Source organism: Stenotrophomonas sp. YJH_SMC_8, assembly GCF_059371315.1.
Window position 1 is genome coordinate 64,858 of the sequence record NZ_JCAFUL010000007.1, and the last position, 26,914, is coordinate 91,771.

A 26,914-nucleotide genomic window follows, 5' to 3' on the forward strand; every position below is an offset into this window, starting at 1 on the left:
ATCGGCGGAGTCGTACCTGGACGCCGCGAAGAGACAGGACCAGGACCGCCGATGAACGGTGCCGGCGATGGCTGCCAGGTTCGCACGCTGTGTCAACAGACGGTCGGGATCCTTGCCTGTCCCGACAATACAAACCGGGTGGCGGCGGCAACCTGGGAGCCTGGCACGCAGCCCTGAGTCTGGCCGGACGCTATCATCGACCAGCACCTGGGCATGAAAGGGGTCCCAAGCCTATGAAGATCGAGTCCATCTCTCCGATCCTTTCAGTAGACCACCTTGCAGAATCGATGGACTTCTACCGCAACGTACTGGGGTTCGATCTGGCATGGTCGTGGGGCGATCCGCCCGACATGGCCGCGGTTTGCCGGGATGGTGTGGAGATCGCCCTCACGCAGCGGGCCGGCAGCAAGCCTGCAGGTGCTGCACATATCCATCTGCGCGTATCAGGCATAGACGACTATTACGAAACCCTTGTGGGCCTGGGAGTCACGATCATCGTCCCCATCGGAGACAGACCCTACGGCATGCGTGATTTCCGGATAGCAGACCCAAGCGGCAACGAACTCAGCATTGGCCAGGACATCTGCAACAGGGACAGCGCCTGACAGCTATCAGGTGATGACCGCTTCGCGGATATGCTGTCAGCCTTGCTGCCAACTCCCGAAGGACGACCTGTCATGGAGCGGGTTCCCACCCGAAAGGTCTGCATGCTTGCCTACGCCGGTGCCCAGTCACTGGATATCAGTGGGCCGATGGAGGTGTTCGCGCTGGCAAGTCGCCAGGCCCAGGAGGACCGTCCTGGCAGTGGTCCGTTCTACGCGGTAAAGCTGCTTGCCATGGACGCACAGCCCATCGTGATGTCTTCCGGCATTCGCCTGCTGCCCGATCTGGTGTATGCGGATATGCCTGATGACACCGATACCCTGCTGGTCTGTGGAGGCATGGGGAACTCGCTGGATATCGTCAGGGCTGATCGGATGCTGGTTGCATGGCTGGGCTCGGTTGCATCACGTGTGCGGCGGGTTGCATCGGTGTGCAGTGGTGCGCTCCTGCTGGCAGAAGCAGGCGTGCTTGATGGACGCCAGGCCACCACACACTGGAGCGATGCAAGCGAATTGCGTGAGCGTTACCCGAAGGTAAGGGTGCAGGCCGACGCGATCTATACCAGGGACGGCCCCGTGTGGGCGTCGGCCGGAATCACCGCAGGAATGGATATGGCCCTGGCGATGGTCGCGGAGGATCACGGCCCCTCGCTTGCGCTCAAAGTGGCAAAGCGCATGGTCATGGCCAGCAGGCGCTCAGGCGGGCACAGCCAGATCAGCCGCCAGTTGCAGTCCCTGGACCTGCCCGACGCATTCCAGAAACTGGAGCAGTGGATGCGGGAGAACCTGCATCTTCGTTTGGGCGTGGACGAGCTCGCGCAGCGTTCCCACATGAGCCCCAGGCAGTTCAACCGCCGGTTCGTTGCTGCGTTCCGTCTCACTCCCCGGAAGTATGTCGAGCAGCTGCGGGTCGACGCAGCCAGACTGTTGCTGGAGGCTACCCGGAAGGACGTAGGGTGGATTGCCACTGAATGCGGATATGGATCGGCCGATGCACTGCGGCGGGCCTTCGTCCGCCAGATGGGCCAAACACCCAGCGCGTACAGGACAGGGTTTGGTTCCCGGTGATATGTCTCGATTCGTCGGGTTCATGTCCGCATCTGCCCGTGGACATCAGCTACGTTACCGGCCTTGCATCACGCAGGCACGTTCCAGCATGAAGAGGCGCGTTGGGTCCACTTCTGATGTGAGCCGTTCCCACAGTGTTTCTGTGCTCATTCCCCTCCAGGACAACATGTGATGAGCTCCACATTGCGTTGCCTCGGTCTTCTTGCGGGTCTCAGCCTCGCCATGCCCGCCCGTGCATCATCCGTCGAGCAGCTTCCGCTTCCGGTGGGGTGCCAGGTCGTCCAGCGAACCGATGCGGCGGGCCGAGCGGTAGATGCGGCCGAGCCCGCATTTCCTCCGGTCCAGCTCGAGGTCCGTACGCCTTTCGCACCCAGCGCCTTCAGCGCGGGCGGCTATCGCTATCTTGTCTACGAACTGCAGCTGCAGAACCGATCCGAAGACGCGTTGCACATCAACGCGCTGGACATTCTGGCGTCCACGCCAGATGGCGATGATCGCCTGCTCACTGTTTCCGGAAACACCCTGCGTGACCAGATGTCCCTTGTCGGCGGCGGCGCCATCGATGCCGCGCATACGTTGCAAGCGGGGCGAGCCGCCACGGTTTTCCTCTGCATCGCCTTCAATGAAGCATCGCCTGTGCCGGAGCGGCTTATGCATCGCATTGCCCTGGATGGCGCGGCAGCCGAAGGTCCCGAGGTGGGGACACGGCATGGCGTCGTAAAGGTGTTGTCCAGTCCCGTCCGCGGCAGTCATTGGCTGGCCGACAACGGTCTGGCACTGGACCGCCACCATCGGCCGGGCGTGTTCGTCGCCGGTGGCGTCGCGCAGACCTCGCGCCGATATGCCATCGATTGGAAGCGCCGCATAGATGGTGAGCTTCTAAAGGGGGATCCGCGGGATGTGCGGAGCTACCACGCCTACGGGCAACCGGTGTTCGCAGTCGCCGACGCCACGGTCGTCGAAGCCAGGGGCGGGTTCCCGGACAACATACCCAGGACATCGGCAGGATTCACCCCTGCAGTGCCGTTGAGCATGGAGTCGTTGGCAGGCAACTCGGTGGTGCTTGACCTGGGTGAAGGCCAGTTTGCGCACTATGCACACCTTCAACCTGGAAGTGTCACCGTCAAAGCCGGCCAGCGCGTTCGGCGCGGAGAACCATTGGCAAACATCGGCAATTCGGGTGATGCACGCTGGCCTCACCTGCATTTCCAGGTGACCGCCGGGCCCGGAATCATGAGCAGCGAAGGGATTCCCTTCGTGCTTGATCACTTCCGCATCAGGGAGCCCTCTGGCAAGTGGGAAGCCAGGCACACCGAGTTTCCGCTGCCCGAGCATGAGCTGGATTTCTGATACCGAAGGCGAGCAAAGGCACCGCCGTCTGGCGGCTCACAACCGTGGCCAGATGGTCCGGGGAGAAGATCTGCTGCCGGCCAGCAGCAGACCTGCCTGGCAGCGTCCTGCGCTGTCAGCGCTCCGCACGCTTTTCATACCAGCCCTGGGTACGATTCACGATCCGCACCACAGACAGCATCACCGGTACTTCGATCAGCACGCCGACGACCGTGGCCAGCGCCGCCCCCGACTGCACGCCGAACAGCCCCACCGCTGTCGCCACCGCCAGTTCGAAGAAATTGCTGGCGCCAATCAGTGCTGAAGGGCCAGCCACGCAATGGGCCACGCCCAGGCGACGATTGAGCAGGTAAGCCAGGCCGGAAGTGAAATAGACCTGGATCAGGATCGGCACGGCAATCAGCGCGATCACCAGCGGTTGCTCCACGATCTGCCGGCCCTGGAAGCCGAACAGCAGCACCAGTGTGAGCAGCAGCGCGCACAGCGAGACGGGCCCCAGCTTGCGAAGCACCCGCAGCAACGCTGCCTCGCCACTCCGCATCAGGATCCAGCGCCGCAGCAACGCAGCCACCAGCACCGGCACCACGATGTAGAGGCCAACGGACAGCAGCAGGGTATCCCACGGCACGGTGATCGCTGACAGGCCCAGCAACAGTGCAACCACCGGTGCGTAGGCAACCACCATGATCGCGTCGTTCAACGCCACTTGGCTCAGGGTGAAGTTGGCATCACCGCGGCACAGGTTGCTCCACACGAACACCATCGCGGTGCAGGGCGCGGCTGCCAGCAGGATCAGCCCGGCGATGTAGCTGTCGATCTGTGCTGCTGGCAACCAGTCAGCGAAGGCATGGCGCAGGAACAGCCAGCCCAGCAGCGCCATCGAGAATGGCTTCACGGCCCAGTTGATGAACAGCGTTACGCCGATGCCCTTCCAGTGCTGCTGCAGCTGGCGCATCGCAGTGAAGTCGACCTTCAGCAACATCGGGATGATCATCAGCCAGATCAGCGCGGCAACCGGCAGGTTGACCTTGGCGATCTCTGCGGATGCCAGCGCGGCAAAAGCGCCGGGCAGGAAGTGACCCAGCAGGGTGCCAGCCGCAATGCACAGCACCACCCACAGGGTCAGGTGTCGCTCGAACAGGCTCATGGCAGTGGCGCCGTCACGGCGTACCGTCGGTCGGCAGCAGCTGGCCGATCCGGTCCAGTGCGTGCTGCACTGCCTCGCGGTCGGACCACACCGATTCGGGCAGCGCGAGCAATGCACGCAGGCGCAGCTTCACGATGGCATGGGCCAGCGCGAAGGCTGCGGCCTTGTCGGCATCGCTGCCCGCTACGGCCGCCGGATCGGGCAGGCCCCAGTGGCTGCGGATGAAGTCACCGAACACCACCGGGCAGGCTTCGGCGGCTGCCGAATCGCACACAGTGATCACCAGGTCCATCGGGGCCGCGTCCACGAACACATCCCACGATTTGCTGTGCAGGCCATCGATCGGCATGCCTTCGGCCTGCAGCTGCGCCAGCGCGAACGGATTGACCTGGCCGGTGGGCTGGCTGCCGGCACTGAAGGCGGTGAAGCGATCGCCGCCCCAGGCGCGCAGGGTGGCTTCGGCAAGCACGCTGCGGGCGCTGTTGCCGGTACAGAGGAAGAGGACAGAACGGGTCATGGGGCAATCGCCTCGATGGGGCAGGTCGTGTGCGGTGTCAGCACTTGCACGCGGGAGCTGCGGGCACGCACTCCTCGCTGGGTGAACCCGCGCAGCAGTTGTGCGTGAGGTACTCGATCAAGCCGTTCATGGCATCGAAGTTGGCCCGATAGCAGACATGGCGGCCCTGGCTTTCGCTCTCCACCAGCCCGGCCTGCACCAGCTCCTTCAGGTGGAAGCTGAGCGTGGCTGGGGGCACCTGCAGGGCCGTGGCGATGTCGCCCGCCATGCGTCCTGCCGGGCCGGCCTCCACCAGCAGGCGGAAGGCGGCCAGGCGGGTGGCGTGACCCAGGGCAGTCAGGGCGGCGATTGCATTCAACGTTTCCATATTTCTAGAATAGTCGAATGAATAAGCCAATCACAAGTGCCCATCTGCCGAACCTGGTGGACGGCTCGCTGCCCCAGCCCGATCACCACCAGCTCGCCGCGGCAGATCCGGGGCCGCCACGCATCCTCCTGCTCTACGGCTCGCTGCGGCCGCAGTCGTTCAGCCGCAAGCTGGCGCTGGAAGCCGAGCGATTGCTGCGCCATCTGGGGTGCGAAACCCGCGTGTTCGATCCGCATGCGCTGCCCATGCTGGACAGCGTGGAAACGAGCCACCCCGAAGTGCAGCGCTTGCGTGCGTGGTCGCAGTGGTCGGAAGGCCAGGTCTGGGTCAGCCCCGAGCGGCATGGCACGGTCACCGGCGTATTCAAGAACCAGATCGACTGGTTGCCGCTGGAAGATGGCAGCGTGCGACCCACGCAGGGCAGGACGCTGGCGGTGATGCAGGTGAGCGGTGGCTCGCAGTCGTTCAACACGGTCAACACGCTGCGCGTACTTGGACGTTGGATGCGCATGCTGACCATCCCCAACCAGTCATCGGTGGCCAAGGCCTGGCAGGAATTCGATGACGACGGGCGCATGAAACCCTCGCCGTACTACGACCGCGTGGTGGATGTGATGGAGGAACTGGTGAAGTTCACGCTGCTGACGCGAGGGCGGTCGGACTACCTGGTGGACCGCTACAGCGAGCGCAAGGGTGACGCGCACGCCGCAGCATTGGCGCGGGCCGCAGGGGCTGCGGCTTCCTGATGCTCAAGGGTGCCTACCGGGGCACGATCACCCGCGCAACCGCTTCACCCTTGACGCTGCGAGGCGGATGATCATCACGTAGGCAAGCAGCATGCCGGTGCCAATGCCCAACACCTCGATTTCCCAGTTGCGGCGGTAGGAAGAAGGGCCCATGAAGGCCCACGCCAGCAGCAGCACGGCAATCAGCAAGGCGTTGCGGTTGGCCTTCGAAATGAGTTCATCCTCCGTCGCGCACCCCATGTTCGGATCCCAGGAGCCGAGCAGCCATCCAAGGCCACGCAAGTACTCACGTCCCACGAAGAACAGGAACACGAATACGCCTGCCATCGAGCTCAGTAGAAACTGGAAGACTGGGTCCACCGGCAGCCTCATGAACGAGGCAGACGTGGCCTCGAAGGATCGTCAATGGGCGCAGTATGCCAGCGTGCCGGCTTTCGGAGACGGCACATCTGGCCGGCGAAGGCTACTGGTTCCCGTTACAGAGGTACGAAATCAGATGCGATCGCAATGGTGTCGCAATTCGCACTTTAGCGCTGCTAGGCCTGATTGAAGCGGAACGCGTTCAGACCTTCAGATACATTGCGCAGAAACTCACTGCATACATGGAAGCGGAAGGAGGGCCAGACAATATTGTCAATGAGCCCGCAAACCTGCACATGCCCATCGGTCATCTGATCGAGTACTGGCTGCACCGTGGAGATGGCCCAGATCTAAGAAACTACCTGAGAAAGATCCGCATGCCCGGTGCCACTGCCTATGCCAAGGAGACGGCAGGGATGTTCCGGACTGCTCGAGCGACCGCCTTCAGTCAGTAGATCCGGGCCGTGGAATCCACGACCAACGCTGCCTGATGGGTCACGCACCACAGTTCAAGCTCTTCTCTGAGTTGAGGCCAGAGATCGGACGCCCACGAGGGGGCGTTGCTTCGGAATACCTCTTCGGAAGGCAGGTAGGCCGTCAACCTGCCCATTGGCAGCTCAAGAACGAACGAGCCATGCGGGCCTGTGCAGACCAGCTCTTCCTTCCATCGTGCGTTGAATTCGAAAACGGACATGCGGACGTGACACCTGAACCAAGCCGGCCCGCGAAGCGGGTTCCCCCGGCGTGGAGTATACGCCGGCGCTGCTACTTGCTCGCGCGCCGTGCGCCCTTCTCGTCTTCGTCCTTCGCATCTCCGCGACTCTGCGCGAACTCCGGGAACGTCTTCGCGATCGAATCCTTGTCCGGCAGGATGTAGAACACGCCGCCCTTCTCGAACATGGGTTGCACGATCTGCCCATAGAATGCGGGCGAGACATTGATGCAACCGTGGGTGACGCGGTTGTCGTCGGGCGAGGGCGATGCCAAGCGCTCGGCGCGCTTCTCCTTCGGGCTGCCCGGTGGCAGCGGATGCATTGAAACGGCGGAATCGTAGTCCACCCACAGCACGCGCCCGGCATCGTCGGAGGGGCCGTAGCCACCAATGAAGCGGCCGGCTGGCGTGGTGCGGTCGTGGCCGGGAATCGCGCTCAGTGCGAGCTTGGCGACGCCGGGTGCGGAATGATCGCCGATGGCCGAACCGAACAGCGCCGGTGCCGCGCCACGCAGCTTGCCGTCGCCGCTGAAGATCAGAACCTGCGCCGCCGCCTTGTCCATGACTGCAAACGGATAGCCCTGGTTGTCCTTGCTGGCGACCACCCAGCCGGCCAGTTCGATCACCGTTTCGGACACGCTCTGGTCAGGCGGAAGTTCATCAACGGCGGCCACCGGTGGTGCAGGTGCGTCCTTGTCCCTGGCGTTGGCTACGCCGCTGCACGCAACGACCAGTGCCATGGCTAGTGCGGCATGCAGGGCGCGGCGTGCAGGGGAGGAGTAGGTACGAATGGGACGGCTCCTTGCAATGCAATCTTGGGTGGAAGGACGCCAGTGGCCGGCGAAGGCCACTGGTTCCCGATACAGAGGTACGAAATCAGATGCGATTCAAACAGTGAGGGAGCGATTACCCGCGCGGCTTGCGGCCCGCAGGTGCCCTTTCAAGCTGCTGCACGCGACCTTCGATCTGGTCCAGACGCTGGTTGGCCTGCTGCGCGGACTGGTTGGCGGACTCCGCACTCTGCGCAGCACCCTGCACCTTTACGTCGAGCTGATCGAGACGCGAGTTGATGGTTGCAAACTCGTTCTTGTAAGAGGCGCAGGCGCCAAGGCTGACGGTGGCGATGAGCGCTACAGCAAGTGCGCGGGCCGTCTTCATGTGTTGCGGGTTCAGGTTCATTGCACTCCCTCCTTCGTCTGGGGAAGCTGGAATATAGCGGCGTTTGTTCCCGTCGCTGACAAGCGCTTTCAGCTGGAATTTGAATACGTGGATGCGCTGTGAAGCCTGTCTGTGACCCAACATTAACAAGCGGGATCAGGCGAGCTGATCTACGTCGGCGCATCGCCTTGCCTGTTCACAACAGCCAATTCATCTGTATGAAGTCGATGTCACATCGATTGCACTTCAGCGCCTCTTCCAGCGTTACACGCAGGTTGCCATCCCCTCGCCTCAAGCACGGTTGCGGCTGTGCCGGGGGGCACATCTAGCAGCGTGGCGATGAAACTGGTGCTGTTCGGCGCGCGGGGAATGTAGTCGTGGGCAATGCGGTAGCCGATCCAGGATCCGAAATCTCCGCACCGTCCGGCATCGATAGGACCGTTGTACAACCACTGAGAAAGATCGATGCCTGCGCTGTCCTGTACGAATGCGCGCTCCAGTGTACAGTCGCTGCCTTACGTCGAACGACGCAGATGGGCGTTGTCGGGTTTCCTGAGATCAGTTCGGCCGCGCACTCGGCGCCGCCTCCAAGCAGCGTCTGATAGAGCAGGGTACGCTGCGCAACATAGACGCTCGCATGGGGCTGTTGCACGTGTACGTACTCATGGGTGATCTGGAATCCAGCTCCATGAAGAAGCATGTGACCTCACGTGTCTGCACGACGATGTCCCAAGCCGAAACCATGCGCTCAGTCGACGCTGTTGGCCGCAAAGGATCAGGATCAGCGCTCGCGTCCGGCCGTCTTCGCTTGCCATGGTCATGGCCAACCCCAGCGGCCCGTCAATGTCACGGCCTCACCAATGCGCTGGAACGGGTTGGGGTCTGGAATCAGGCGGTCTTTCCAGCCAGGCGCATGGGTCACTACGACGTAGCGCAGATGAACCCCGTAGGCGTTGAACAGGCGGATAGTGACGACCGTACACGGCGCGCCATTGCCATCCGTGCGGTCCTCGATGTCCAGGGTGTGCAAGCCTCCTGCTCCGTATGCCGATGCGACCTCTTCGCCGCCGACCCAGTTCGACAGGTCCAGTTGCACGCCTTTCAGCACCGCCAATGCTGGGCTTTCGTCGCGTCGAATGAAGCCCCGGACAGCGACGTGGTAGCCGTAGGCGGTCTTGGCCAGGAAGCGGCACAGGTCGGTGGGAGAGACTCTGGACGAAAGGTCAATTCCCCAAGCGCCATAGCGCTGGCACAGCGCGGCAATCTGCTGCTGGGTATTGCTTTGCTCTGTGGCCTCGCGATTGTGCACTACGCTGTCATATGTGCCGTGGATCTCGATCCCGTTGCATTCAATGAGGGGGGATGCCTGAGTGAGCGCACGTGGGGGGATGAGGTGCGGCAACGTGATGGCCGCGACCGCCTGGCTCTTGGGTATCTTCTTCTGAAAGCGGGTTCCGTCGGCGGCCACGAAGGTCATCTTGATGTCGCTCGGTTGCCGGTGCGGCTTGTACGAACGGAAGCCTAGGACAAGCCTGCACTGGGTCAACCAACGATTCTTCAGAACAGGTGTTTCAATCTCACGGCCGATCATCTCTTGGCAGGCTTCGCAAGAGGACTGGGGAAGCAGCAAGTCGCCGTTGAGGCCGCGCGCAAGGACGTGCTCGTCGGTCAGCGCAGCGGCACTGGTGCCGCAGTACATGCAGTAGCCTAGGGGATCCAGGCGTTTGGTAGATACGTTATCCATGCTGAAGGGTACCGGTCGCTAATTGAAAGGGAGCGCGGGACCACGGTTTATGGATCCGGCACATCGTGATGATTCCGATGGTCAGCCTTGCACTCCGACCGATCATTGTGTGCGGCACTGACTCTGCCAATGATGTCAGCGTGTCCGGCTGTGGGGCAGCTTACCCTTGAAGACTTGGCTGCGGTGGATGGCGAGGTAGTTCTTCAGGCGATTCCATGGCGCTTTGCGCAGACAGGTGTTCCCTGGAATCAGACCGGCGTCCGCCAACTGCTTCCTGACTCGCTTGTCCGCAAAGATGGCATCACCGGCGTCTTCGAAGGTCATCAGTCCGGCGCCGAACAGCAGATCCAGCGTGCCGGCCAGCGGCACGCAACTGCGCGAATCCGGTCTTGGATCTTTGCCTCCTGGGAGCCATTGGTCCACAGTGACTTCATGCACCCATGGCTGAGCGTGCGACGCTCGGATGGACGTGAGCGCCTTGCCGGTCAGACCTGACCTAAAGACCGACGATAGTCAGCCAACGAGATCGAGTTGGTGGCGGCCCTCCCGCAGCAGGGGCAAGCGGCCTGTGGCTTCCCCGGCGAGCAAGGTGCACCGTCGCGGATCGCCAATCCGTGTTCCCGCCGTCCTATAGCTGAAAGGCGTGTCCGATCTCGGGTCGAATCAAGTAATTGGACGTCGGCGACAGCTGCCCTTAGCGCGCATTTGCGGACTGAGTCCACAGACGCTGTTAAAGCATGGGTGCCGGTGAATCCATCTCAATGCGCGAGCGAATCTTTGCGACATCTCGTCGCACTTGATCAATAAACTCGGCCATTAGGCGGCCTGTCTCTCGGAGTGCACGTTCCTCGCCCTCGGCTCGAGCTTCATTCGCCTCACCGTCATCTGCACCATGTGCCTGCGCGTACGCCTCGGCGCGATCCGCCTCATTCAGATGGGGTGCGATTGCAACACGCAGGCGCTGAAAGCTGGCCTCAGCTTCATTCGAAACATAAAGCTGGTTGTCGGTCACCAACTCTAGCATTTCTCCATAAATAGAGACGTACTCCCCGTGCCAGTCTTCAAACTCCTCACGCAGAAAGTTCTCGTCCATCCGCTTCCGGTAATCGTTTCCAATTCGCAGAAGTTCACGGTAAACAGTGACGCGCTGAGAAAGAAATTGCTGATAAAAATCCGCCGAAAATCCGGCGAATGCCTCTCGTTCTTTGAGAGCAACCGCTGCTTTCGCTTTGAATGATTCCAGCACGCGCGTGTGCTCCGCGGACAGTGAAGCTAGATCCTGCTGAGCCTTTGCAGTCATGGAAGCGACGTCTTTTTGAGCTGCTGCGACTGTCGCTTGCTTGATGCGATGGGCCCAGATACTTCCCAAGAATGCTGCAAACGCTCCGACCACTGCTGAAGCGCCCCCCAAGGGAACAATCGTTTCCAGTAAAACTTCCAGCACACTCGCCCCCTTCTTCGAAACCAACAACCATTAACGATATCTCAAGAAGCCCGCCCCGTGTAGACATCTTCCTGCAAGGCATGCTGGCCAAACCCTTGGCTGGGCGAAGCTAAGGCACTGGTCCGTTTCGATCTCAGCCGTCGGTTGGATACTCGCACATCGAACTAGGGACTCGCAGCAGCTAGCGTATTAGGCGGGGTGTCCGCTTCGGGTCGCAAAGTGCCGCAGTAAGAGTTCTTCACTTGCGCAGTCCGCTTCCGGCGAAAAGCTGCTTGCTCCCGATAAACATCGCTTATCCACGACTGACCTTGAGCCTACCGTGGTCCCGCAGAGATGAGAGATGAGGGACCGGCGTATTCTGGCGTCAGCCGGATCGACGCCAACGACTTGTAGCTCTCCTAGATCATTGAGTACGGTCTGACCCTTCTGCAATACAACTGGGGATGAATAGCCACCTGCCGAGGGACGTTTGGAGTTCCGTTATTTCGCTCGGCTAGCCGCCATGATTAGGGTCTCAATGAAGCTATCCCAGGCGCGCCTGAAAAGGCGCCCCTGTGTTGGTAGCATGCATTAGCGTGATGGCGCTGCCTCCCTATCGCCAATCGATACCGCACCCATACACTTCTGCTCCGACAGGATGTCCATGAAGCAATCCCATTCCGATACCACTCGATCCAGCGCCACCTCCGGCGCCCCAGTCGGCATCGCTTCTCAGAACGAGCATGTAACGGATGGAGCGCCAAGCAGCGATGGAATGCCCAGGCTAACGCCACTGACGCCAGAGTTCTCAAAGTCGGATCACACGCCATACGTCGACGCGCTCACGGATGCCCTGGCCACCCCCCAGATCCGCAACATCGCCCTATCAGGGACGTATGGCGTTGGCAAAAGTAGCATTCTTAAAGAGCTGGTGCGTCGCAATGAGGGGAAAGTGCTCGAGCTCTCTCTCTCAACGTTAGCTCCATTCGAGTCTGTTGCAAATCAGGGGGCGCTACCCCCACAGGCGATAACGCCGACCAATCGGATTCAGCAGGAGATCGTCAAGCAGCTCCTCTACCGTGAAGAGCCAAGAAACACGCCGGGATCCCGCTTCCAGCGGATCGAGCGCTTCAACTGGTCCCGAGAGTTGCTGATCGCATTGATCTTTGCACTGATCGCGGTTGTAGCATTCCTACTAACCGGCTGGGCGGATCAGGTCGCCAAGGTTCTTCCTTTCGGGAAGGCAATGGGCAATGGCATCTACTTGGTGCTGGCCCCGATCTTCATGGGTACAGCGCTGACTCTGAGGAAGCTTTTCCACGGCCGGCTGCGGATCAAGGAGCTCTCTGCGGGGGCGGCGACGGTCACGTTGGATGATCGGTCGGTATCGTACTTCGACCAGTACCTGGATGAAATCGTCTATTTCTTTGAGGTGTCCAAGCGGAACATTGTTGTGTTCGAGGATATCGACAGATTCAATGATGCGCACATATTTGAAACGCTCAGGTCTCTTAACACTCTTCTGAACGTTTCGCCACAGATCGAAAGTGAGATCAAGTTCATCTATGCGATTAAGGACAGTATCTTCGATCAACTTGGCCTGCAGCAGCAGGGTCGGCGCCTTGAGAGTGATCTGCTGGCAGCTGATGACACCGCACTCGCCGAGACAGTTCGAGCCAACCGGACTAAGTTCTTTGACCTAGTGATTCCGGTTGTCCCCTTCATCACGCATCAGAATGCGCGAGATCTCACGACGCGTTTGCTGAAGGAGATCGAGCACAGCATTGAACCGAGGTTGATTGACCTTGCCAGCAGGCACGTACCCGAAATGCGTCTACTAAAGAATGTGCGCAACGAGTTTCTGGTCTTCCGGCATCAGATCCTGAGGCCGGCTAGCCGCCTGAAGCTATCGGAGACTGAGCTGTTCGCTCTGATGTTGTACAAGAGCACACATCTAAGCGATTTCGAAGCCATTCGTCTTGGCGAGAGCAAGCTTGACTTTCTCTACAACCATGGTCGCAAGATCGTGGCCTTCAACATTGATCGCTTGGAAAAGGAGCTATCAGCCACTCACCGACGGGAGTCATTGGCAAACGGGCTGCAGGCGCGAAGCGAAGAACTGGGTGAGGCATTGCTAGGCATCGGTCAGATGCTGATGCGCGCTGCCTCCCATCACGTCACCGAGGGGCCATTCGAGCTCTCGGGAGTCTCGTACTCAATTGCGGCGTACAAGGGCGTTGACTTCTGGCAGAGTTTTCAGGACGCCTCTATGGAGAGTGTCATCACGTTTAGCGTCAGAACCGATCACTACAACCGCACTCAGATACTGTCGCTGAAGAAGAGTGACATTGTGCGATTGCTCGGTGATCGCTGGAAACCAGAGCAATGGAGTCAACTGGACGCTGATGCTGAGGTCGCGCGGCGTACTCAGATCCATTCAGATCTAGTCGAACTCCGTGCGGCGGATATGTCCCAGCTCCTTAGTCGAGAGGATTGGGTTGCCCCGCATTCGGATCACTCGATGTCATTGGATGCCCTGGCACAGAAAGTGTTGAAGACTGGCTTGGCCTATCATCTTGTCCGCGCCGGGTATATCAATCGAAACTTCAACCTTTACACCTCCGTCTTTCCTGGCGATCGTGTTGGCGCCGCAGCGATGAACTTCCTTATTCATCATGTACAGCGCAACACGATGGATGAGCACTTCCATCTCGAGCCAGATGAGGCAGATGAGGTTATCGGTGAGTGCGCCGTGGCGGACTTTGGAGAGCCGGGCCTCTACAACGTCAGCGTCTTGGAGCGTCTGCTGAACGCCGGAGAACGCAACCCGGGGCACACAGACATCCTCTCACTTCAGATAGCTTCGCTCACGAAGATGGGGGGCGACCAACGGCGCTATCTCCAGGCGATACTGGCTGGAAGTTCCAAGAAGGATGCAGTTATCAGGCTTCTAACTCCCATCTATGATGGGATTCTGATCTACCTCTCCAGTGAGGTTGACGTCGAGGAAAGCGCCCGGTTGCAGCTTATTGGCGTAGCACTGGAGAGCATGAGCGGTAGGTTTAGATACTCACTTGATGCTGCGTTCATCGCTTACTTTAGGGCGAACTATGCGGCTATCCCTTCGCTTGCTAGCGAGGAGCTGGATGACCGCTCCGCGAAGGGAATAGGCTTTATTTTCCTGCGCTGCGAACTCAGCGCATCTCATCTAGGCAGCCTGGCGCCAGCGTTGCGGAGCGACCTGCTTACTCGGGGCCTCTATGAGATCACGCGTGAGAACATGGCCTCCATCATGGATGGTGGGTCTGTTGCCCTGGACGCCATTCGTTCAATGAGCGATTTTGCCTACGATCACATGATCGGCCATCTGCGTCAGTACCTCGATGCAATCTCGCCTTCGGACTTCAGCGTCGATGTCAGCTCCAACTATCTGCAGATCTTGTCGCAAGTGGCAGAGTCCGCAGACGCGGACCTAGAGACAATCGGTGTCCTCATCTCACGTGCCTCTCCTGACTGCATCATTGAAGATCTCGGTGATGTGACCTCGCACCTTTGGCCGCTACTGGCGCAGAACATGAGATTCAAGGTATCGCTGTTCAACCTGATTGCATACTTGGATGAGTTTGAGGCTATCGACGCGTCCTTGGCCGTCACTCTGCTGAAGACCTCATCAATTGCTGGGGTTGAGGAGGTGGAACTTGAGGGCAGGCAGAGAGTTGCCAAGGTGATACTGGCCGCGAATGACGTCCTTACTGCGGAGCGGCGCGTGGAACTGGCGACCATGCTGGGCCTGGAGGCACCACTGCCGGTAAGCGATCTCGTGGTTGAGAGTGGTGAGCTGTTCGGGCTTGCCCTGAGGGCGAAGCTGATCGAAGACACAAAGGAGGCCTACCTCGCCTTGGAGGGTATGGACTGGGCAACCCGAGCACATTACATCCAACGTTCGCGAGGCTTTGGGGAGTTCATGTCGCCCAAGGTCATCGGGAACGATCTGGCTGATTTTCTGCAAAGCGCTCAGGTTCGCAAAAAGCTGAAGAGTAAGGTTGTAGAGCAGATCGAGGCCTATGCACCCTCTGCAAACGATGCGGGAATTCAGCAACTGCTGAAGGGGGCAATCGAGGCTGGTTTGAGCATTCCTCTGAATGCCATCGAACGATATGCGCGCGTACCGAGAGTCTCTCCGGCGGTGGTCTTCGAACTTCTGGGGCCGCACCTGGCCACGATTGAGCTTGAGAGGCTGCTACCAATTCTCCATAGCCTGCAAGGTGTCTACAGTGAGCTTGCAGCGAGCGGCGCCGGTAGGCCACTACTTCCCGACGATCCGTTTGTTCGACCGGTCCTTGGCGTCCTGAAGGACATGGGGGTCCTCAGTCAGTTCTACGACGATAACAAGAAGAAGAGGAAGGGCATTCGAGCGATCAAGAGGTACGCGTAGATCTGGATCTCGCGGACGCCAAGGTAGCCCCTTTTAGAACCGGTCTTTGCCTCATCTTGAGGCCTAGAAGGTCAGGGCACTCGACCCATCCGATCGGCGATCTCGTACGCTAGGTACGGGACTGTTAGACGTCGCTAGTCAGCCTCGCCCAGTGGGGCGAGCCGGGGACCAGTGTTCGGGGACCCTGATCCAGGCTCGCATTTGTCCCCATAGTCTGTGTAGGTGATTGCTCCCATAGTTTGTGCAATCGACACGAACTATGGGGGCATGGCTACTAGCAGCGCTGACGGAGTTCCCTGAACGGGAGCCTTATTTATACACCAGTCAGTTCAATATTCAGGGTCGATTAGACCCCCTAACGGATAATTCACACCTGTCGGCCGCCTCCTCTCTCTCCCCCTCCCGGGAGGCGGTCGACGAAACCAAAATAATTAAAGGTGTGTCACGATGAACAAGAATTCGCTGCTTGCCCTGGGTCTTCTGGCTGCCCTGCCGTTCGCTGCATCGGCAACCGATGGCCTGTCGTACAACTACGTTGAAGGCGGCTACGTGAACACCGATGCCAAAGGCGGCGACGCCGATGGCTGGAAGGTGAAGGGTTCCGTTGCGGTGCACCCGAACTTCCACGTCTTTGGCGACTACAGCGCCCAGGAAACCGACAAGTTCAAGAATGACGTCGACCAGTGGCGCATCGGCGCCGGGTACAACTACGGCATCGCACCGAACACCGACCTGGTGGCCCGCGTCGCGTACCAGAAGTTCGACATGAAGCACGGCCTGGACTTCAACGGCTACTCGACTGAAGTCGGCGTGCGCACCGCGTTCAACCCGTACGTGGAAGGCTACGTGATGGCCGGCTACGAGGACTACACCAAGAAGCACGGTATCAACCCGGACGGCGAGTTCTACGGCCGCGTCGGCGCCACCGCCAAGTTCAACCAGAACTGGGGCCTGAGTGGCGAAGTGAAGCTGGCCAAGGCCGGCGACCGCGAGTGGTTCGTGGGCCCGCGCTTCACCTGGTAACAAACGCCTGTCGTTAGTGCGTGCTGTGCTGGCGTGTGACTCTCTCTCTCCCACACGCCAACCGAAGCCCGGCCTCGCGCCGGGCTTCACTTTTTCCGGGACCTCTGAGGCATCGGTAATGCGCGGGCATACTGTCAGCCCACCGGATGGCGGATTCCGCATGCAGACTTCCCTTTGCGCATACGTGCAGCAGGCCGATGGCAACACCGTGCAGGTGGTGCTTGTGGATACCACCGCGCAGCCGGCGCTGGGTGCGCTTGGTTTTCAGGGCGTGCCGCCGATCCTGCATGCCTCTGTCGCCGACGATGCCGCCAAGGCCCGCATGTTCGTCGCATTGCGCGATCTGGGCGTGGCCTTCTCGGCGGGGCGCGAGTGGTGCCCGGCCGAGGTGTTCGCCTGGCTGCGCGAGCGCGGCCTGCTGGAAGGCGCGTATCTTCGCATCGCCTGGACTAGCCCACAGCAGTTCCAGTTGACCCGGGCGTAGTGCGGCGCTGCTGACAGCGGAACGAGAACCGCTCCGGCCGCGCGCGGGTGGTTCGGCTATGATCGCCGGCACATCGCCACAGGCGATGCACCCGTCTCAAGCCAGCAGGAACTGCCGTGAATTCCCAGCCCGCACCGATCACCGCCCTCGACCACACGCTCGACAACGAGCCGCAGCAGATCACCGCGCCGCTTACCCATTCGGCGGCGTTCCTGGTGCTGAAGGTGAAGGATGACGAGGCGTCGATCGCCAAGGCGCGCGAGGTGCTGGCCAGCACCGACGACCTGATCAAGAACACCGCCATCCGCGAGATCGAGCGCACCTTCACCTGCAACGTGGCCATCGGCCACCGCGTGTGGCAGCCGCTGGTCGGCACCACGCCGCCGCGCGAGCTCCAGCCCTTCCGTGAGATCAAGGGTGCGACCCACACCGCCGTGTCCACGCCGGGTGACCTGCTGTACCACATCCGTGCACGAACCATGGACCTGATCGTGGCGTTCGAGCGCAACCTGCTGATGGCCTTCGGTGATGCGGTGGAAACGGTCGATGATGTGGCCGGTTTCCGCTACTTCGATGGCCGCGACCTGCTCGATTTCGTCGATGGCACCGCCAACCCGGAAGGGCTGTCGTTGCCGGAAGCCACGATCGTGGGTGACGAAGACCCGGAGCATGCCGGCGGCAGTTACGTGGTGGTGCAGAAGTACCTGCACAACCTCGATGCGTGGCGCGCACAGAAGACCGAGGCGCAGGAAGCCATCATCGGCCGCACCAAGCACGACAACATCGAGCTGGATGACGCACCGGCGGATGCGCAGAAGTCGCACAAGACCCTGTGCACCATTGAAGACGCCGACGGCGAGCACGAGATCCTGCGCGACAACATGCCGTTCGCCAACCCGGGCCGTGGCGAGTACGGCACCTACTTCATTGGTTACACCCGCCGCCTGTGGGTGATCGAGAAGATGCTCGAGCGCATGTTCATCGGCAATCCCGCGCCGTTGCACGACCGCATTCTCGATTTCTCCACCGCCACCACCGGCGTGACCTTCTTCGCGCCCTCGCGCAAGGTGCTGGCCGACCTGGGCGATTGATCGCACCGGGCCATCACGGCCCGCCATCTGCCTGTCATCTATGGCGCCGACCATGGCGCGCTGGATGGGAGTGCAGGAGGCAGGCGATGGCCAGGACTGGGAACGGGACCGGCGCGCGGCGCTGGTGGGGGCCGCTGGCCGCGTTGTTCGGCGCGTTGGCACTGGGGAGTGCCAGCGTTTCCGCGCAGGAGGCCCCTGCGCACTGGATGGCCTATGCCGCTGCGGTGGGGGGCCAGCTGCAGCAGCGCCTGCAGCAGGAACAGGATCCGCAGGCGCAGCGCGTGGTGGAGTGGCTGCGGGCACACCCGGATACGCCCACGCCGCTGCCGGTGAGCGTATGGATCGCGGCGGATGGCCGCATCTCGAAGCTGGAGTTCGACAGCCTGGGTGACCGCGAGGTGGATGCGGACCTGCGCGCGACCCTGCAGGCGGCGCCGCTGCAGGCCGCACCGCCTGCCGACATGCGCCAGCCGCTGCGATTGGGTCTGGTGCTTGACCGGTAGATCCACGCCGTGCGTGGATGGGCCTACCGGTGATCCCTCAGCCACGCATGGCGTGGCTCTACTGTGGATGGCCAGCGCCCAGCCCGGCCATCCGCATCAACGAACCGGTGCCGCCTGCGGTTCGCGTGCGGCCGCACTCCATGCACGCAGGCCGAACACGGCCAGGCCCAGGAAGAACACGTACAACGCGGCAGTCACGTGCAGCGACTTGAACAGGTACGCGCCCACGTAGACCACGTCCACCGCGATCCACACCCACCAGCAGGCCACATGGCGGCGCGCCTGCCACCACTGGCCAACCAGGCTCAGTGCGGTCAGCATCGCGTCCAGCCACGGCAGCGCGGCGTCGGTGAAGGTGTGCATGCCGGCTCCCAACGCCACGCCACCGCACAGGCCGATGGCCAGGTCGCGCAGCAGCTTGCCGCGCGCCAACGGCACGATGCGGATGCTGCCTTCATCGGCAGCATGCTGGCGCCAGTTGAGCCAGCCATAGACCAGGAAACCACCAAAGGCGACCTGCAGCAGTGTGTCCGAGTACAGCTTGGCCTCGGCGAACACCAGCCCGTACAGCGTGACCGACAGCAGGCCCACCGGCCATGCCGACAGCCGGCGCCTCGCCATCAACCAGACGCCGAGGATGCTGCAAAGCGCGGCGGTCCACTCGAGCATGACGCCGCTCACAGCGCGAACGTCACCGACAGGCGCGCCTGTCGCGGTGCGCCGGGGAACAGGTAGTAGTCACCGCCGCTGCTGCCGGTATCGCGCCAGTAGAAGCGGTTGAACACGTTGTCCACCGACAGGTTCCAGGTCACTGCACGTTCGTGCAGGCGATGCTGGAAACGCAGGCCTGCGTCGAACACCGAGTAGTCGGGCGCGCGCACGCCGCCATCGGCACGGGCCACGTTGGCACCGGCATAGCGCCAGCCGCCGGTCACGTCCAGGCCCTGCACGAACGGCAGCGCATAGGCCACGTGCACGCTGGCCCGCACCTTCGGCACGTTCACCAGCTGATGGCCTTCATAGGTGGGCGTGCCGGTATCGCGAGCCCGCGCCTGCAACACGCTGGCGCTGGCCACGATCTGCAGTGCATCGGTCAGCTGGCCGTTGGCGGTCAGCTCCAGGCCGGTGTGGGTCTGCGTGCCTTCCTCGACGAAGGTGTAGCCGACCTCGCTGTTGTCCGGCTTGGCGTATTGGTACGGCTGCGAAATGCGGAATACCGCCGCACCCAGGGTCAGCGCCTCGACCGGCACGTACTTCACGCCCACTTCCAGCTGCCGCGACTGCACCGACGGCAGGAAGGTATCGGCGTTGCTGGTCCAGAACGGCGCTTCCTGGCCCAGTGAAACACCGCGCACGTAGCTGGCATAGGCGTTGAGCTGGTCGGTGGCCTTCCACACCACGGCGGTCTGCGGCAGGAAGCGCGACAGCCGGCTGTGGCGCTGCGGGGTGCCGCGCTTGTCGTAGGCGCGCTCATCGAGGCGCACGAAGCGGCCACCGGCCAGCCACTGCCAGTCGTCACCGAAGCTGATCCGGTCCAGCGCGAAGAACGCGGTCTGGCGGCTGTCCAGGCGACGTGCGGACGGTCCCGGCATCTTCGGCGACGGCTCGAACACCGGCACCGGTGTTTCGTGGATGTTGCTGGTGCCGACGTACTCGTTGACGCTCGGGCGCTTGTCCACGGTGCGGCGGAAGTAGTCGGCGCCGATGGTCAGCTCGTGGCCGATGCTGCCGGTGTCGAAGCGGCCACGCAGTTCGGCGCGCGCCTGCTGGTTGCGGCGGGTATCGTCCGGGCTGCGGTAGTCGTAGATGTCGTAGTCGCCGTTGGGCGCGAAGTAGTTGCCGGGCACGCTGCCATCGGCGCACTGCACGGCGTAGTAGCAGCCGTAGGCGAAGGCGACGTTGTCGTCGATCACCGACCGGCTGTGGCCTACCGACACGCGCGACTGCCAGGCGTCGTTGAAGTCGTAGGTGTGCAGTGCGGTGATGTTGGTGCTGGCGATATCCACCGGGCGCTGCCACGGCTGGTAGCCGAGCAGATGCTCGCGGTCGACGCCGCGCGGCAGGTCACTCGCGCCCAGCAGCTGGTAGCCGGACACCGAACGCTGCGAGCTGGTCTGGTAGTTGGCATCCACTTCCAGCTTGCCGCGTTCGCCGATCAGCCAATCGGCCGCCAGCGAGTAGAAGTTGCGGCGGCCATCGGCGTGCTCGACATAGGAGTTGCTGGAATCCCACGCGGCATTCAGGCGAAGGCCAAAGCGCGGGGTGATCCAGTGGCCGACATCGACGGCGACGTAGCGCGAGCCTTCCGAATCGGTGCCGAGCGTGGCGGTGCGCACCTCGGCCGGACGCTTGCCGATGTAGTTGATGATGCCGCCCGGCGCCATCACGCCTGCGGCCAGGCCGGCTTCGCCCTTGAGGATTTCCACCGACTGCACGTTCTCCAGCGCCAGGCGCTGTTCGCCGGCGATGGACAGGCCGTTGAAGCGGTAGCCGGTGGCGGCGTCCAGCGCGAAGCCGCGGATGGCGATGTTCTGGTAGTAGCCCACCGGCGCATAGGCATCGCCCAGTGAGGCATCGTTGCTGGCCAGCTCGGACAGTGAACGCACCTGGCGGCGGTCGAGGTAATCGCGCTCGAGCACGTTCACCGACGCCGGTGTGTCCTTCCAGGAACCACCGCCGAAGGCGTTCACGCGCGAGGTATCGGCCTTCGGCTTGCCGGCCTGCACACGCACGGCCGCCAGTTCGGTCGGCGAGCGTTCGGCGCCGCTGGCAGCCGCATCGGGGGACGCATCGGCTTCGCTGGCATGCAGCGGCAAGGCGGCGCAGAGGGCGAGGGAGAGCAGGGTGGGGCGCAGGCAGCGGTTCATTCGGTTCGTCTTCGGACAACAAGGGAGACGAAGCGACGGCGCGCAGGTGCACCGGCCCATGATGGGGGTGTGGCTGCGGCTCAAAGCTCCCTACGCCGGTGCAAACCGGATCAGGTTCCAAGGGACTCTCTCAGCCTGGCAGATCCAGGCACCCCCGCTTCAGGTGACCATTTCACTACAAATGGTACGGATTTGCGAGCCGGTGCCCTTCAGGCTGCGGGGTCAGATCCCTTTCCGCAGGAAGGGGATCTGACCCCAACGGTGACCCCGACGGTGCGTCAACCGGGTCATGCCGCGGTGTGCAGCGCCTGCAGCAGTGCCTGCCCCGGCGCGCTGCGGAACCATGCCGGATGCCCCAGCATGAACGGCTGCCAGGCCACGTCCGCATTTGCGGTCGAGCCGGTGATGCCTTCGAAGTACTCCACTTCGGACAGTGCGAAGTCGAAATGGACCATCGGCAGCAGGTCGGCCAGCAGATGCACGCGCGTACCCGACAGCGGCAGCACTTCGCGGTAGCCATCAAGCAACGCCAGCGCAATGTCGATGCGCACTGCATCCATGCCGCGCTCCAGTTCCAGCCACGCCACCGCGTTGCGCTCGATCGCGGTGGCGAGGTCGAACAGCGCGCTGGTGGGCGAGGCCAGGCCGAAATCCAGCACGGTGCTGACCTGGCCGTCGCGCCACAGCAGGTTGGAGACATGCCAGTCGTTGTGCGCCCACAGACGCGGCTCGTCGCGCAGGCGCGCGGCCAGGCCGGCGTGCCACGGCAGCACGTCGCGCTGCAGCTGCGCTTCCCAGGGGATGCGTGCGAGGTAACGGGCCAGACCCGGACGTGCAGTTAGGCCAGCCTTGATTGCTTGGATCGGGTCGTCGGCGCGGATCAGATCGTCGCGCGCGACCAGCAGGTGGGTACTGCGCTGTGGCGCGTGGTAGCTGGCGGAGGCACGGTGCAGCCGCGCTAGCATGCGGCCGGCTTCGCGTGCCTGTGCGACATCGGTCAGCAGCGACCACGACACGGCGTCGCGGTAGACGTCTTCGCCCACGCCGACGGCATGCAGTTCAAAGGTCCATTCGCCGTGTTCGACGGCAGTGCGGCCATCGGTCGCCGCCAGCACCTGCACCACCGGTACGCCCTCTGCGGCGAGATGGGCGATGAAGCGGTGCTCTTCTTCCAGGCAGCCCGCGCTGCGCACGCTGTGGTGGTGGCGCTTGATGAACACCGCGCCATCCACGCCGTCAACGATGGCGGCGGCCGACAGCGGTCGCGGGCTGTGCCAGCGGGGCTGGCTGTGCTCGCCCAGCTGCAGGTAACGCGCGCTCAGCCACGCGATGTCCGCGGCGCTGATGGGTGGCCAGTCGGCAGCGACCTCGTCGTTGTTGAGGCCCTGCACGCGGTGGGAGGAAGACGTCATGCCGCAGCCCGAGTGGGAAAAGTCACATCCAAGGCTGCGCATTCAACGCCATGACCGCGGCCAACGCAAACGGGCGGGTCATCGACCCGCCCGTCCCTGCATCAGCATGGGTGATGCCGACGCGCTTACCAGCCGCGATGGCGACCGCGGTCGTTGTAGTAGCGGTTGTTGTAGTAGCGCTCGCGCTGCCAGCGGCGATCGTCACCACGGTCGTAGTAGCCGCTGCGGTAATAGCCACGATCGTAGCGCCGGTCGTAGCGCCGGTCGTAGCGGTTGTCGTAGTAGCGATTGTCGTAATAGCGACGGTCGCGGCGGTCGGAGGTGGTCAGGTTGCCGATCGCGCCGCCGGCCACGGCACCACCGACGGTGGCCGCAGGATCGCCGTTGGAGAGCAGATTGCCGGCCACGCCACCGACCACGGCGCCGACCAGGGTGCGCTTGTCCTTCCTCGACATCGCGCTGGCATCGCTGACCACGGCGACACCGGCAACCAGTGCCAGGGCCATCGCCAGACCACGGAAGCTGAGTGTGGAAGTACTGAGCATGTTCGTTCTCCTGTGAGGTGCATGCCACGCTGGGCAGGGAGGGCGCGGGCGCCCCGGCTGCCGTGGAGACCACGCTGACGTTCCAACATTGCCGGAACATTGCCTGGCCCACCGTGCGGCTTGCGCATTCATCTAGCGGCAGGTGGCATGAAGCAAGGCTGAAAGCGGCCGCGGCCGCTCAGCTGGCAGAAAGGGAAAGGGCCGCGCATGGCGCGGCCCCTCCCCGGTCTGCAAGGCGCTGCGGGCTCAGACCCCCATGGCCTTCTGTGCCTGCCGGGCCTGCTCCTGCTGGGCGTCCTGCTGCTGGTGCAGCACGTTCGGCGCGCCCTGCACGGCACCGCTGCTGAGCGCGATGCTCTGCTCGCTGGCGGCGCGGGTCTCCACCGCGACACGGCTGGCCGCCGGGTCACCGATCGTGCCCTGCACGGCAAACAGGCGTTCACCGTTCGGGCTGGGCACCACCGAGTCGATGCGCTGCAGGCCGGCGGCGTGGGCTTCCCTGGTCAATGCCGCTGCGGTGCTTTCCAGCGCGTGGCGATCCTTGAAGGTGCCTGCCGGCATCAGCTCCAGCCCCTTGCTGGCCTGGATGAACAATGGATTGCGCGGGTGCCGCTCGTCGTTCAGCAGCGGGCGCTCGCGAGCGTCCCTGATCGCCTCCAGGGTCTTCGCGCCGACGACGCCGTCAGCGACCAGCCCGTTGTCCTTCTGCAGCTGGCGTACCGCCGCGTCGGTGTTGCGGCCGAAGCGACCGTCTTCGACCAGCGGCTTGCCATCGGCACCGACATAGCCCAGGTGGCCCAGCTGTTCCTGCACCGTGCGCACGCCGTCGCTGTGCGCGCCCTGCTTGTACAGTTCGGCCTGCGGCGTGGCAGCGGCCTTGTGCTCGGCCGCCGGCTTGCCCTGGGTCTGCTCGTGCGACTGGGTGCGGTTTTCCAGCAGGTCGCGCGCCTTGGACAGCGGGTCGGTAGCGTACAGCTTCCAGTTCGGGTGGTCCTTCACCTGCTTGAGGTAGTCCTCGATGGGCATGGTGTGCACGCCCTTGCTGCCGGTGGACTGGCTGATCAGCAGCTTGTCGGTGTTGGGGTCGCGCACCACCATCACGATGTGGTCGATGCCGTTCCAATGCTCGTGGCGGGTCCTGGCCGTATCCAGGCCGATGATCATGCCTTCCTTCAGCGCATCGGGCTTCAGGATCGCGTCGCGGTCCAGCAGCACGCCGGACTGGTCGAACGCCTTGCGCACGATGCCGCCGGAACCCAGGTTGCCCAGGTCGATGCGATCGGCCTTGCTGAAGACCGCATGCCCGGCCTTCTGGTTGATCTCGTCCATGGTCCGGTTCTGCAGCGTGCCGACCCAGCCGGAACAGTCGATGTAACCCTGCTCCACGTTCTTGCCGGTCTTGCCCGGTACGTACAGCGCGTGACCCGGAATGTTGATGGCGTACTTCACGTGGTCGTACTTCACGCCGGCCTCGTAGGCGGCCTGCAGTTCGATGCCCGGCTTCGGCGCGGCAGCGGCCGAAGCGGTCGCCGCCAGCGCGGCTGCACCGGCCGCCACGGCGGCGCTAGCCTGCACCGGCGCTGCCGGGGTCTGGCCCTGGCCCTGCGCCACCGCCTGCGGTTCGATGTTCTTTTCCGGAATGCTGATCGCCGCGTACTTGTGGATGTAGTAGCTGGAGAACGTCCGCGCCAGGTCGCCATCGTTCATGCCGCGCATCTCGGCCAGGGTGTGGCCGGTCAGCGCCTTCGCGTCGGAACCGATCTGGTTCAGCACGTTGCGGCGCATGTTGATCTCTTCGCCGTGGCCGTTGCGGACCACGCCGAAGGTGCCGGTGGCAATCGCGGTCTGCACCGAGCCATAGCCGGCGCTGCCCTGCTGGTGGGCCAGGTACAGGTCCAGGCCGGTCGGCGTACTGCCTCCGGACAGGTACGGGTGGCCGGTGCGCTCGTTGCGGCGTGCCATCGAGTCCAGGTTGTCCTGGTACATCTGTGCGGCCGCTTCGGTGTTGCGGGTCGGGTCGAACTCGTGGCCGGTCAGGTGATACTGGCGCGCGGAGCCGGGCACGAACTGGAACAGGCCCTTGGCGCCGGACGAGGTGTTGTGGGCGCGCTCGTTGAAGGTGCCGCCGGTCTCGATGTGCGCGAAGCGCATGAAGTCATCGACGGGAATGCCCTTGTGCCGGGCGACCTGCTCGACGATGTCCAGGACTTCCTTTCTGCTGTAGTCATGCTGTGCCATGACGTCTTCCTCGGGGTTGATGGAGCGGCGCGTGCCGCGAATCGCCAACCGGACTCATCCATGAGTCAAGAACATGTCGGTCAACAGGTAACCCGCACGTGCGGGTGGCAATCAAGGCGCGACGTACTGCTGGGTCGCGCTGTCGAAGGTGTAGTGCACGGCGTCGCCGGCAGCCAGCGCACGGGTCTTGCCCGGGGCGTCGATGGTGGTGCCCTTGAAGGTCACGGTCAGTCGCGGCAGGCCATTGCCGTCGGCAGCGAACGCCAGTTCGCCATCGCTGTCGGTGCAGGGCATCACGTTGCCTTCGTCGCAGGCGGCGCTGTTGTCCTCGCCCGTACGCACCGAGCCGACATAGCGCCAGACCTTGCTGTCCACGTCGTCTTCGCTGCGCTTGGGGTTGAACAGCAGCAGTGCATAGCCGGTGCTGCTGATGCCGCGGTCGAAGCTGCTGGTCGGCACCGCCAGCAGCAGGCGACCGTCGGCGGTGCGATGTTCAAGCGGCTTGCGCCGGGTATCGACATCGTCGGCCTTGTCATAGGCGCCCAGTGCGCCGATGGTCCATTCCTGGCCACGGAACTTCCAGGGCTTGTTCGCGTCGCTGCCGGCCAGCACGAAGGTGGCCTCGGCGAGGTTGGCGCGGTCATCCGGGCCGGCCGGCGACTGCTCGCCCGGCTTGCCGTAGTGCTCGCGGGTATCCCAGGAGAAACCCGTGTAATACGTGGTGCCATCGAGGGTGAAGGTGTGGCCGAACCAGAAGGTCGCCACGCTGCCGTTCTGGACCTCGTAGGAGGTCGCGCCATCACCGTCCACCTGGTAGGTGAAATACATCACGGTCGGCGCGTCGGGCGGGGTGACGGCGGTGTCGGGAGAGGTGTTCTGCATCGGGGCAACATCCTGTCGGGGCGCATCGGCAGCCTGCACGGGGGCGCCAGGCTGGGAGGACGAGGGGGCCGGATCGGCGGCGCTGCAGGCCGCAGCGGAAAGAGAGACGAGCAGGCACGCCGCGAATGCGCGCAGGGGCCGCAACGGCAGGGTCCAACATGGCTCGGGGGGGTGATGCATGCGCCTCTCCATGGTCAGCGTTGCCGGGCCAGACGGCCGGCAGGAAACCGCACCCCATCC

The 26,914-nt window shown here is 62.9% G+C and carries 25 protein-coding genes, 1 pseudogene and 1 riboswitch; of the genes and pseudogenes, 9 read left to right on the plus strand and 17 right to left on the minus strand.

Translation table 11 applies throughout. From position 1 onward, the window contains the following. Positions 1-233 precede the first annotated feature (233 nt). The 3 genes from AC5P88_RS10475 to AC5P88_RS10485 all read left to right on the plus strand — a co-directional run bounded on the left by AC5P88_RS10475 (position 234) and on the right by AC5P88_RS10485 (position 3,020). Positions 234-605: a VOC family protein gene (locus tag AC5P88_RS10475; protein ID WP_181358180.1), complete on the plus strand. Its 372-nt coding sequence runs from the start codon at positions 234-236 to the stop codon at positions 603-605. Positions 606-707: 102 nt separating this feature from the next. Continuing rightward, entirely contained in the window at positions 708-1,670 is a 963-nt protein-coding gene (locus AC5P88_RS10480) for a GlxA family transcriptional regulator (RefSeq protein ID WP_495224985.1), read from the plus strand. Between the two features lie 171 nt (positions 1,671-1,841). Next, entirely contained in the window at positions 1,842-3,020 is a 1,179-nt protein-coding gene (locus AC5P88_RS10485) for a M23 family metallopeptidase (protein ID WP_495224986.1), read from the plus strand. A gap of 115 nt (positions 3,021-3,135) precedes the next feature. Here the strand turns inward: AC5P88_RS10485 and arsB are convergent, their stop codons facing one another. The 3 genes from arsB to AC5P88_RS10500 are packed head-to-tail and all read right to left on the minus strand — an operon-like array spanning position 3,136 to position 5,051. Further along, positions 3,136-4,167, minus strand: coding sequence for an ACR3 family arsenite efflux transporter (arsB, locus tag AC5P88_RS10490; protein WP_111113316.1), 1,032 nt, complete (start codon positions 4,165-4,167; stop codon positions 3,136-3,138). 13 nt (positions 4,168-4,180) lie between these two features. Next, on the minus strand, positions 4,181-4,684 hold the full coding sequence (locus AC5P88_RS10495; protein ID WP_495224987.1) for an arsenate reductase ArsC: 504 nt from the start codon (positions 4,682-4,684) through the stop codon (positions 4,181-4,183). Positions 4,685-4,721: 37 nt separating this feature from the next. Continuing rightward, on the minus strand, positions 4,722-5,051 hold the full coding sequence (locus AC5P88_RS10500) for an ArsR/SmtB family transcription factor (protein WP_180851066.1): 330 nt from the start codon (positions 5,049-5,051) through the stop codon (positions 4,722-4,724). 17 nt (positions 5,052-5,068) lie between these two features. Here AC5P88_RS10500 and arsH point away from each other — a divergent pair, with 17 nt between their 5' ends. Then, positions 5,069-5,797, plus strand: a complete 729-nt coding sequence (gene arsH / locus AC5P88_RS10505; protein ID WP_495224988.1) for an arsenical resistance protein ArsH — start codon at positions 5,069-5,071, stop codon at positions 5,795-5,797. 27 nt (positions 5,798-5,824) lie between these two features. Here arsH and AC5P88_RS10510 read toward each other — a convergent pair whose 3' ends face one another. The 8 genes and pseudogenes from AC5P88_RS10510 to AC5P88_RS10545 all read right to left on the minus strand — a co-directional run bounded on the left by AC5P88_RS10510 (position 5,825) and on the right by AC5P88_RS10545 (position 11,242). Next, a complete protein-coding gene (locus tag AC5P88_RS10510) occupies positions 5,825-6,109 on the minus strand; it encodes a hypothetical protein (RefSeq protein ID WP_495224989.1) in 285 nt (94 codons plus the stop codon). A gap of 496 nt (positions 6,110-6,605) precedes the next feature. Further along, a complete protein-coding gene (locus tag AC5P88_RS10515; RefSeq protein ID WP_111113310.1) occupies positions 6,606-6,851 on the minus strand; it encodes a hypothetical protein in 246 nt (81 codons plus the stop codon). A gap of 71 nt (positions 6,852-6,922) precedes the next feature. Next, positions 6,923-7,609 (minus strand): hypothetical protein, encoded by a 687-nt coding sequence (locus tag AC5P88_RS10520; RefSeq protein WP_495224990.1) that lies wholly within the window; start codon positions 7,607-7,609, stop codon positions 6,923-6,925. Positions 7,610-7,775: 166 nt separating this feature from the next. Continuing rightward, positions 7,776-8,048, minus strand: a complete 273-nt coding sequence (locus tag AC5P88_RS10525; protein WP_010487149.1) for a hypothetical protein — start codon at positions 8,046-8,048, stop codon at positions 7,776-7,778. 209 nt (positions 8,049-8,257) lie between these two features. Next, a pseudogene (locus tag AC5P88_RS10530) lies at positions 8,258-8,700 on the minus strand (DUF2268 domain-containing putative Zn-dependent protease); the annotation flags it as partial. Between the two features lie 144 nt (positions 8,701-8,844). After that, complete coding sequence (locus tag AC5P88_RS10535; RefSeq protein WP_495224991.1) at positions 8,845-9,771, minus strand: hypothetical protein; 927 nt, start codon at positions 9,769-9,771, stop codon at positions 8,845-8,847. A gap of 135 nt (positions 9,772-9,906) precedes the next feature. Next, positions 9,907-10,140: a hypothetical protein gene (locus tag AC5P88_RS10540; RefSeq protein ID WP_495224992.1), complete on the minus strand. Its 234-nt coding sequence runs from the start codon at positions 10,138-10,140 to the stop codon at positions 9,907-9,909. A gap of 361 nt (positions 10,141-10,501) precedes the next feature. Then, positions 10,502-11,242, minus strand: coding sequence for a hypothetical protein (locus AC5P88_RS10545; RefSeq protein ID WP_495224993.1), 741 nt, complete (start codon positions 11,240-11,242; stop codon positions 10,502-10,504). A 616-nt stretch (positions 11,243-11,858) separates the two neighbouring features. Between AC5P88_RS10545 and AC5P88_RS10550 the strand changes: the two genes are divergently transcribed. From AC5P88_RS10550 to AC5P88_RS10570, 5 genes are all read left to right on the plus strand, one after another. Next, positions 11,859-15,629 carry a YobI family P-loop NTPase gene (locus AC5P88_RS10550; protein WP_495224994.1) on the plus strand — a complete coding sequence of 1,257 codons (3,771 nt, stop codon included), beginning with the start codon at positions 11,859-11,861 and terminating at the stop codon, positions 15,627-15,629. 447 nt (positions 15,630-16,076) lie between these two features. Next, entirely contained in the window at positions 16,077-16,652 is a 576-nt protein-coding gene (locus tag AC5P88_RS10555; protein ID WP_495224995.1) for an OmpO family porin, read from the plus strand. Between the two features lie 160 nt (positions 16,653-16,812). Next, complete coding sequence (locus tag AC5P88_RS10560) at positions 16,813-17,136, plus strand: hypothetical protein (protein WP_495224996.1); 324 nt, start codon at positions 16,813-16,815, stop codon at positions 17,134-17,136. 116 nt (positions 17,137-17,252) lie between these two features. Beyond that, positions 17,253-18,227, plus strand: a complete 975-nt coding sequence (locus tag AC5P88_RS10565) for a Dyp-type peroxidase (RefSeq protein ID WP_495224997.1) — start codon at positions 17,253-17,255, stop codon at positions 18,225-18,227. Positions 18,228-18,313: 86 nt separating this feature from the next. Beyond that, complete coding sequence (locus AC5P88_RS10570) at positions 18,314-18,730, plus strand: hypothetical protein (RefSeq protein WP_106548740.1); 417 nt, start codon at positions 18,314-18,316, stop codon at positions 18,728-18,730. A 96-nt stretch (positions 18,731-18,826) separates the two neighbouring features. On the opposite strand, the gene pnuC is transcribed toward AC5P88_RS10570, so the two are convergent. From pnuC to AC5P88_RS10600, 6 genes are all read right to left on the minus strand, one after another. Further along, complete coding sequence (gene pnuC / locus AC5P88_RS10575) at positions 18,827-19,399, minus strand: nicotinamide riboside transporter PnuC (protein ID WP_106548792.1); 573 nt, start codon at positions 19,397-19,399, stop codon at positions 18,827-18,829. Between the two features lie 8 nt (positions 19,400-19,407). Continuing rightward, entirely contained in the window at positions 19,408-21,597 is a 2,190-nt protein-coding gene (locus tag AC5P88_RS10580) for a TonB-dependent receptor (protein WP_495224998.1), read from the minus strand. Between the two features lie 70 nt (positions 21,598-21,667). Then, positions 21,668-21,763: riboswitch (TPP riboswitch) on the minus strand. A gap of 121 nt (positions 21,764-21,884) precedes the next feature. Continuing rightward, positions 21,885-23,009, minus strand: coding sequence for a phosphotransferase enzyme family protein (locus AC5P88_RS10585; protein WP_495224999.1), 1,125 nt, complete (start codon positions 23,007-23,009; stop codon positions 21,885-21,887). 125 nt (positions 23,010-23,134) lie between these two features. Next, positions 23,135-23,554: a glycine zipper 2TM domain-containing protein gene (locus AC5P88_RS10590; RefSeq protein ID WP_495225000.1), complete on the minus strand. Its 420-nt coding sequence runs from the start codon at positions 23,552-23,554 to the stop codon at positions 23,135-23,137. Between the two features lie 246 nt (positions 23,555-23,800). After that, complete coding sequence (locus tag AC5P88_RS10595) at positions 23,801-25,792, minus strand: XVIPCD domain-containing protein (protein ID WP_495225001.1); 1,992 nt, start codon at positions 25,790-25,792, stop codon at positions 23,801-23,803. Positions 25,793-25,903: 111 nt separating this feature from the next. After that, on the minus strand, positions 25,904-26,674 hold the full coding sequence (locus AC5P88_RS10600; RefSeq protein WP_049429813.1) for a hypothetical protein: 771 nt from the start codon (positions 26,672-26,674) through the stop codon (positions 25,904-25,906). Positions 26,675-26,914: the final 240 nt, after the last annotated feature.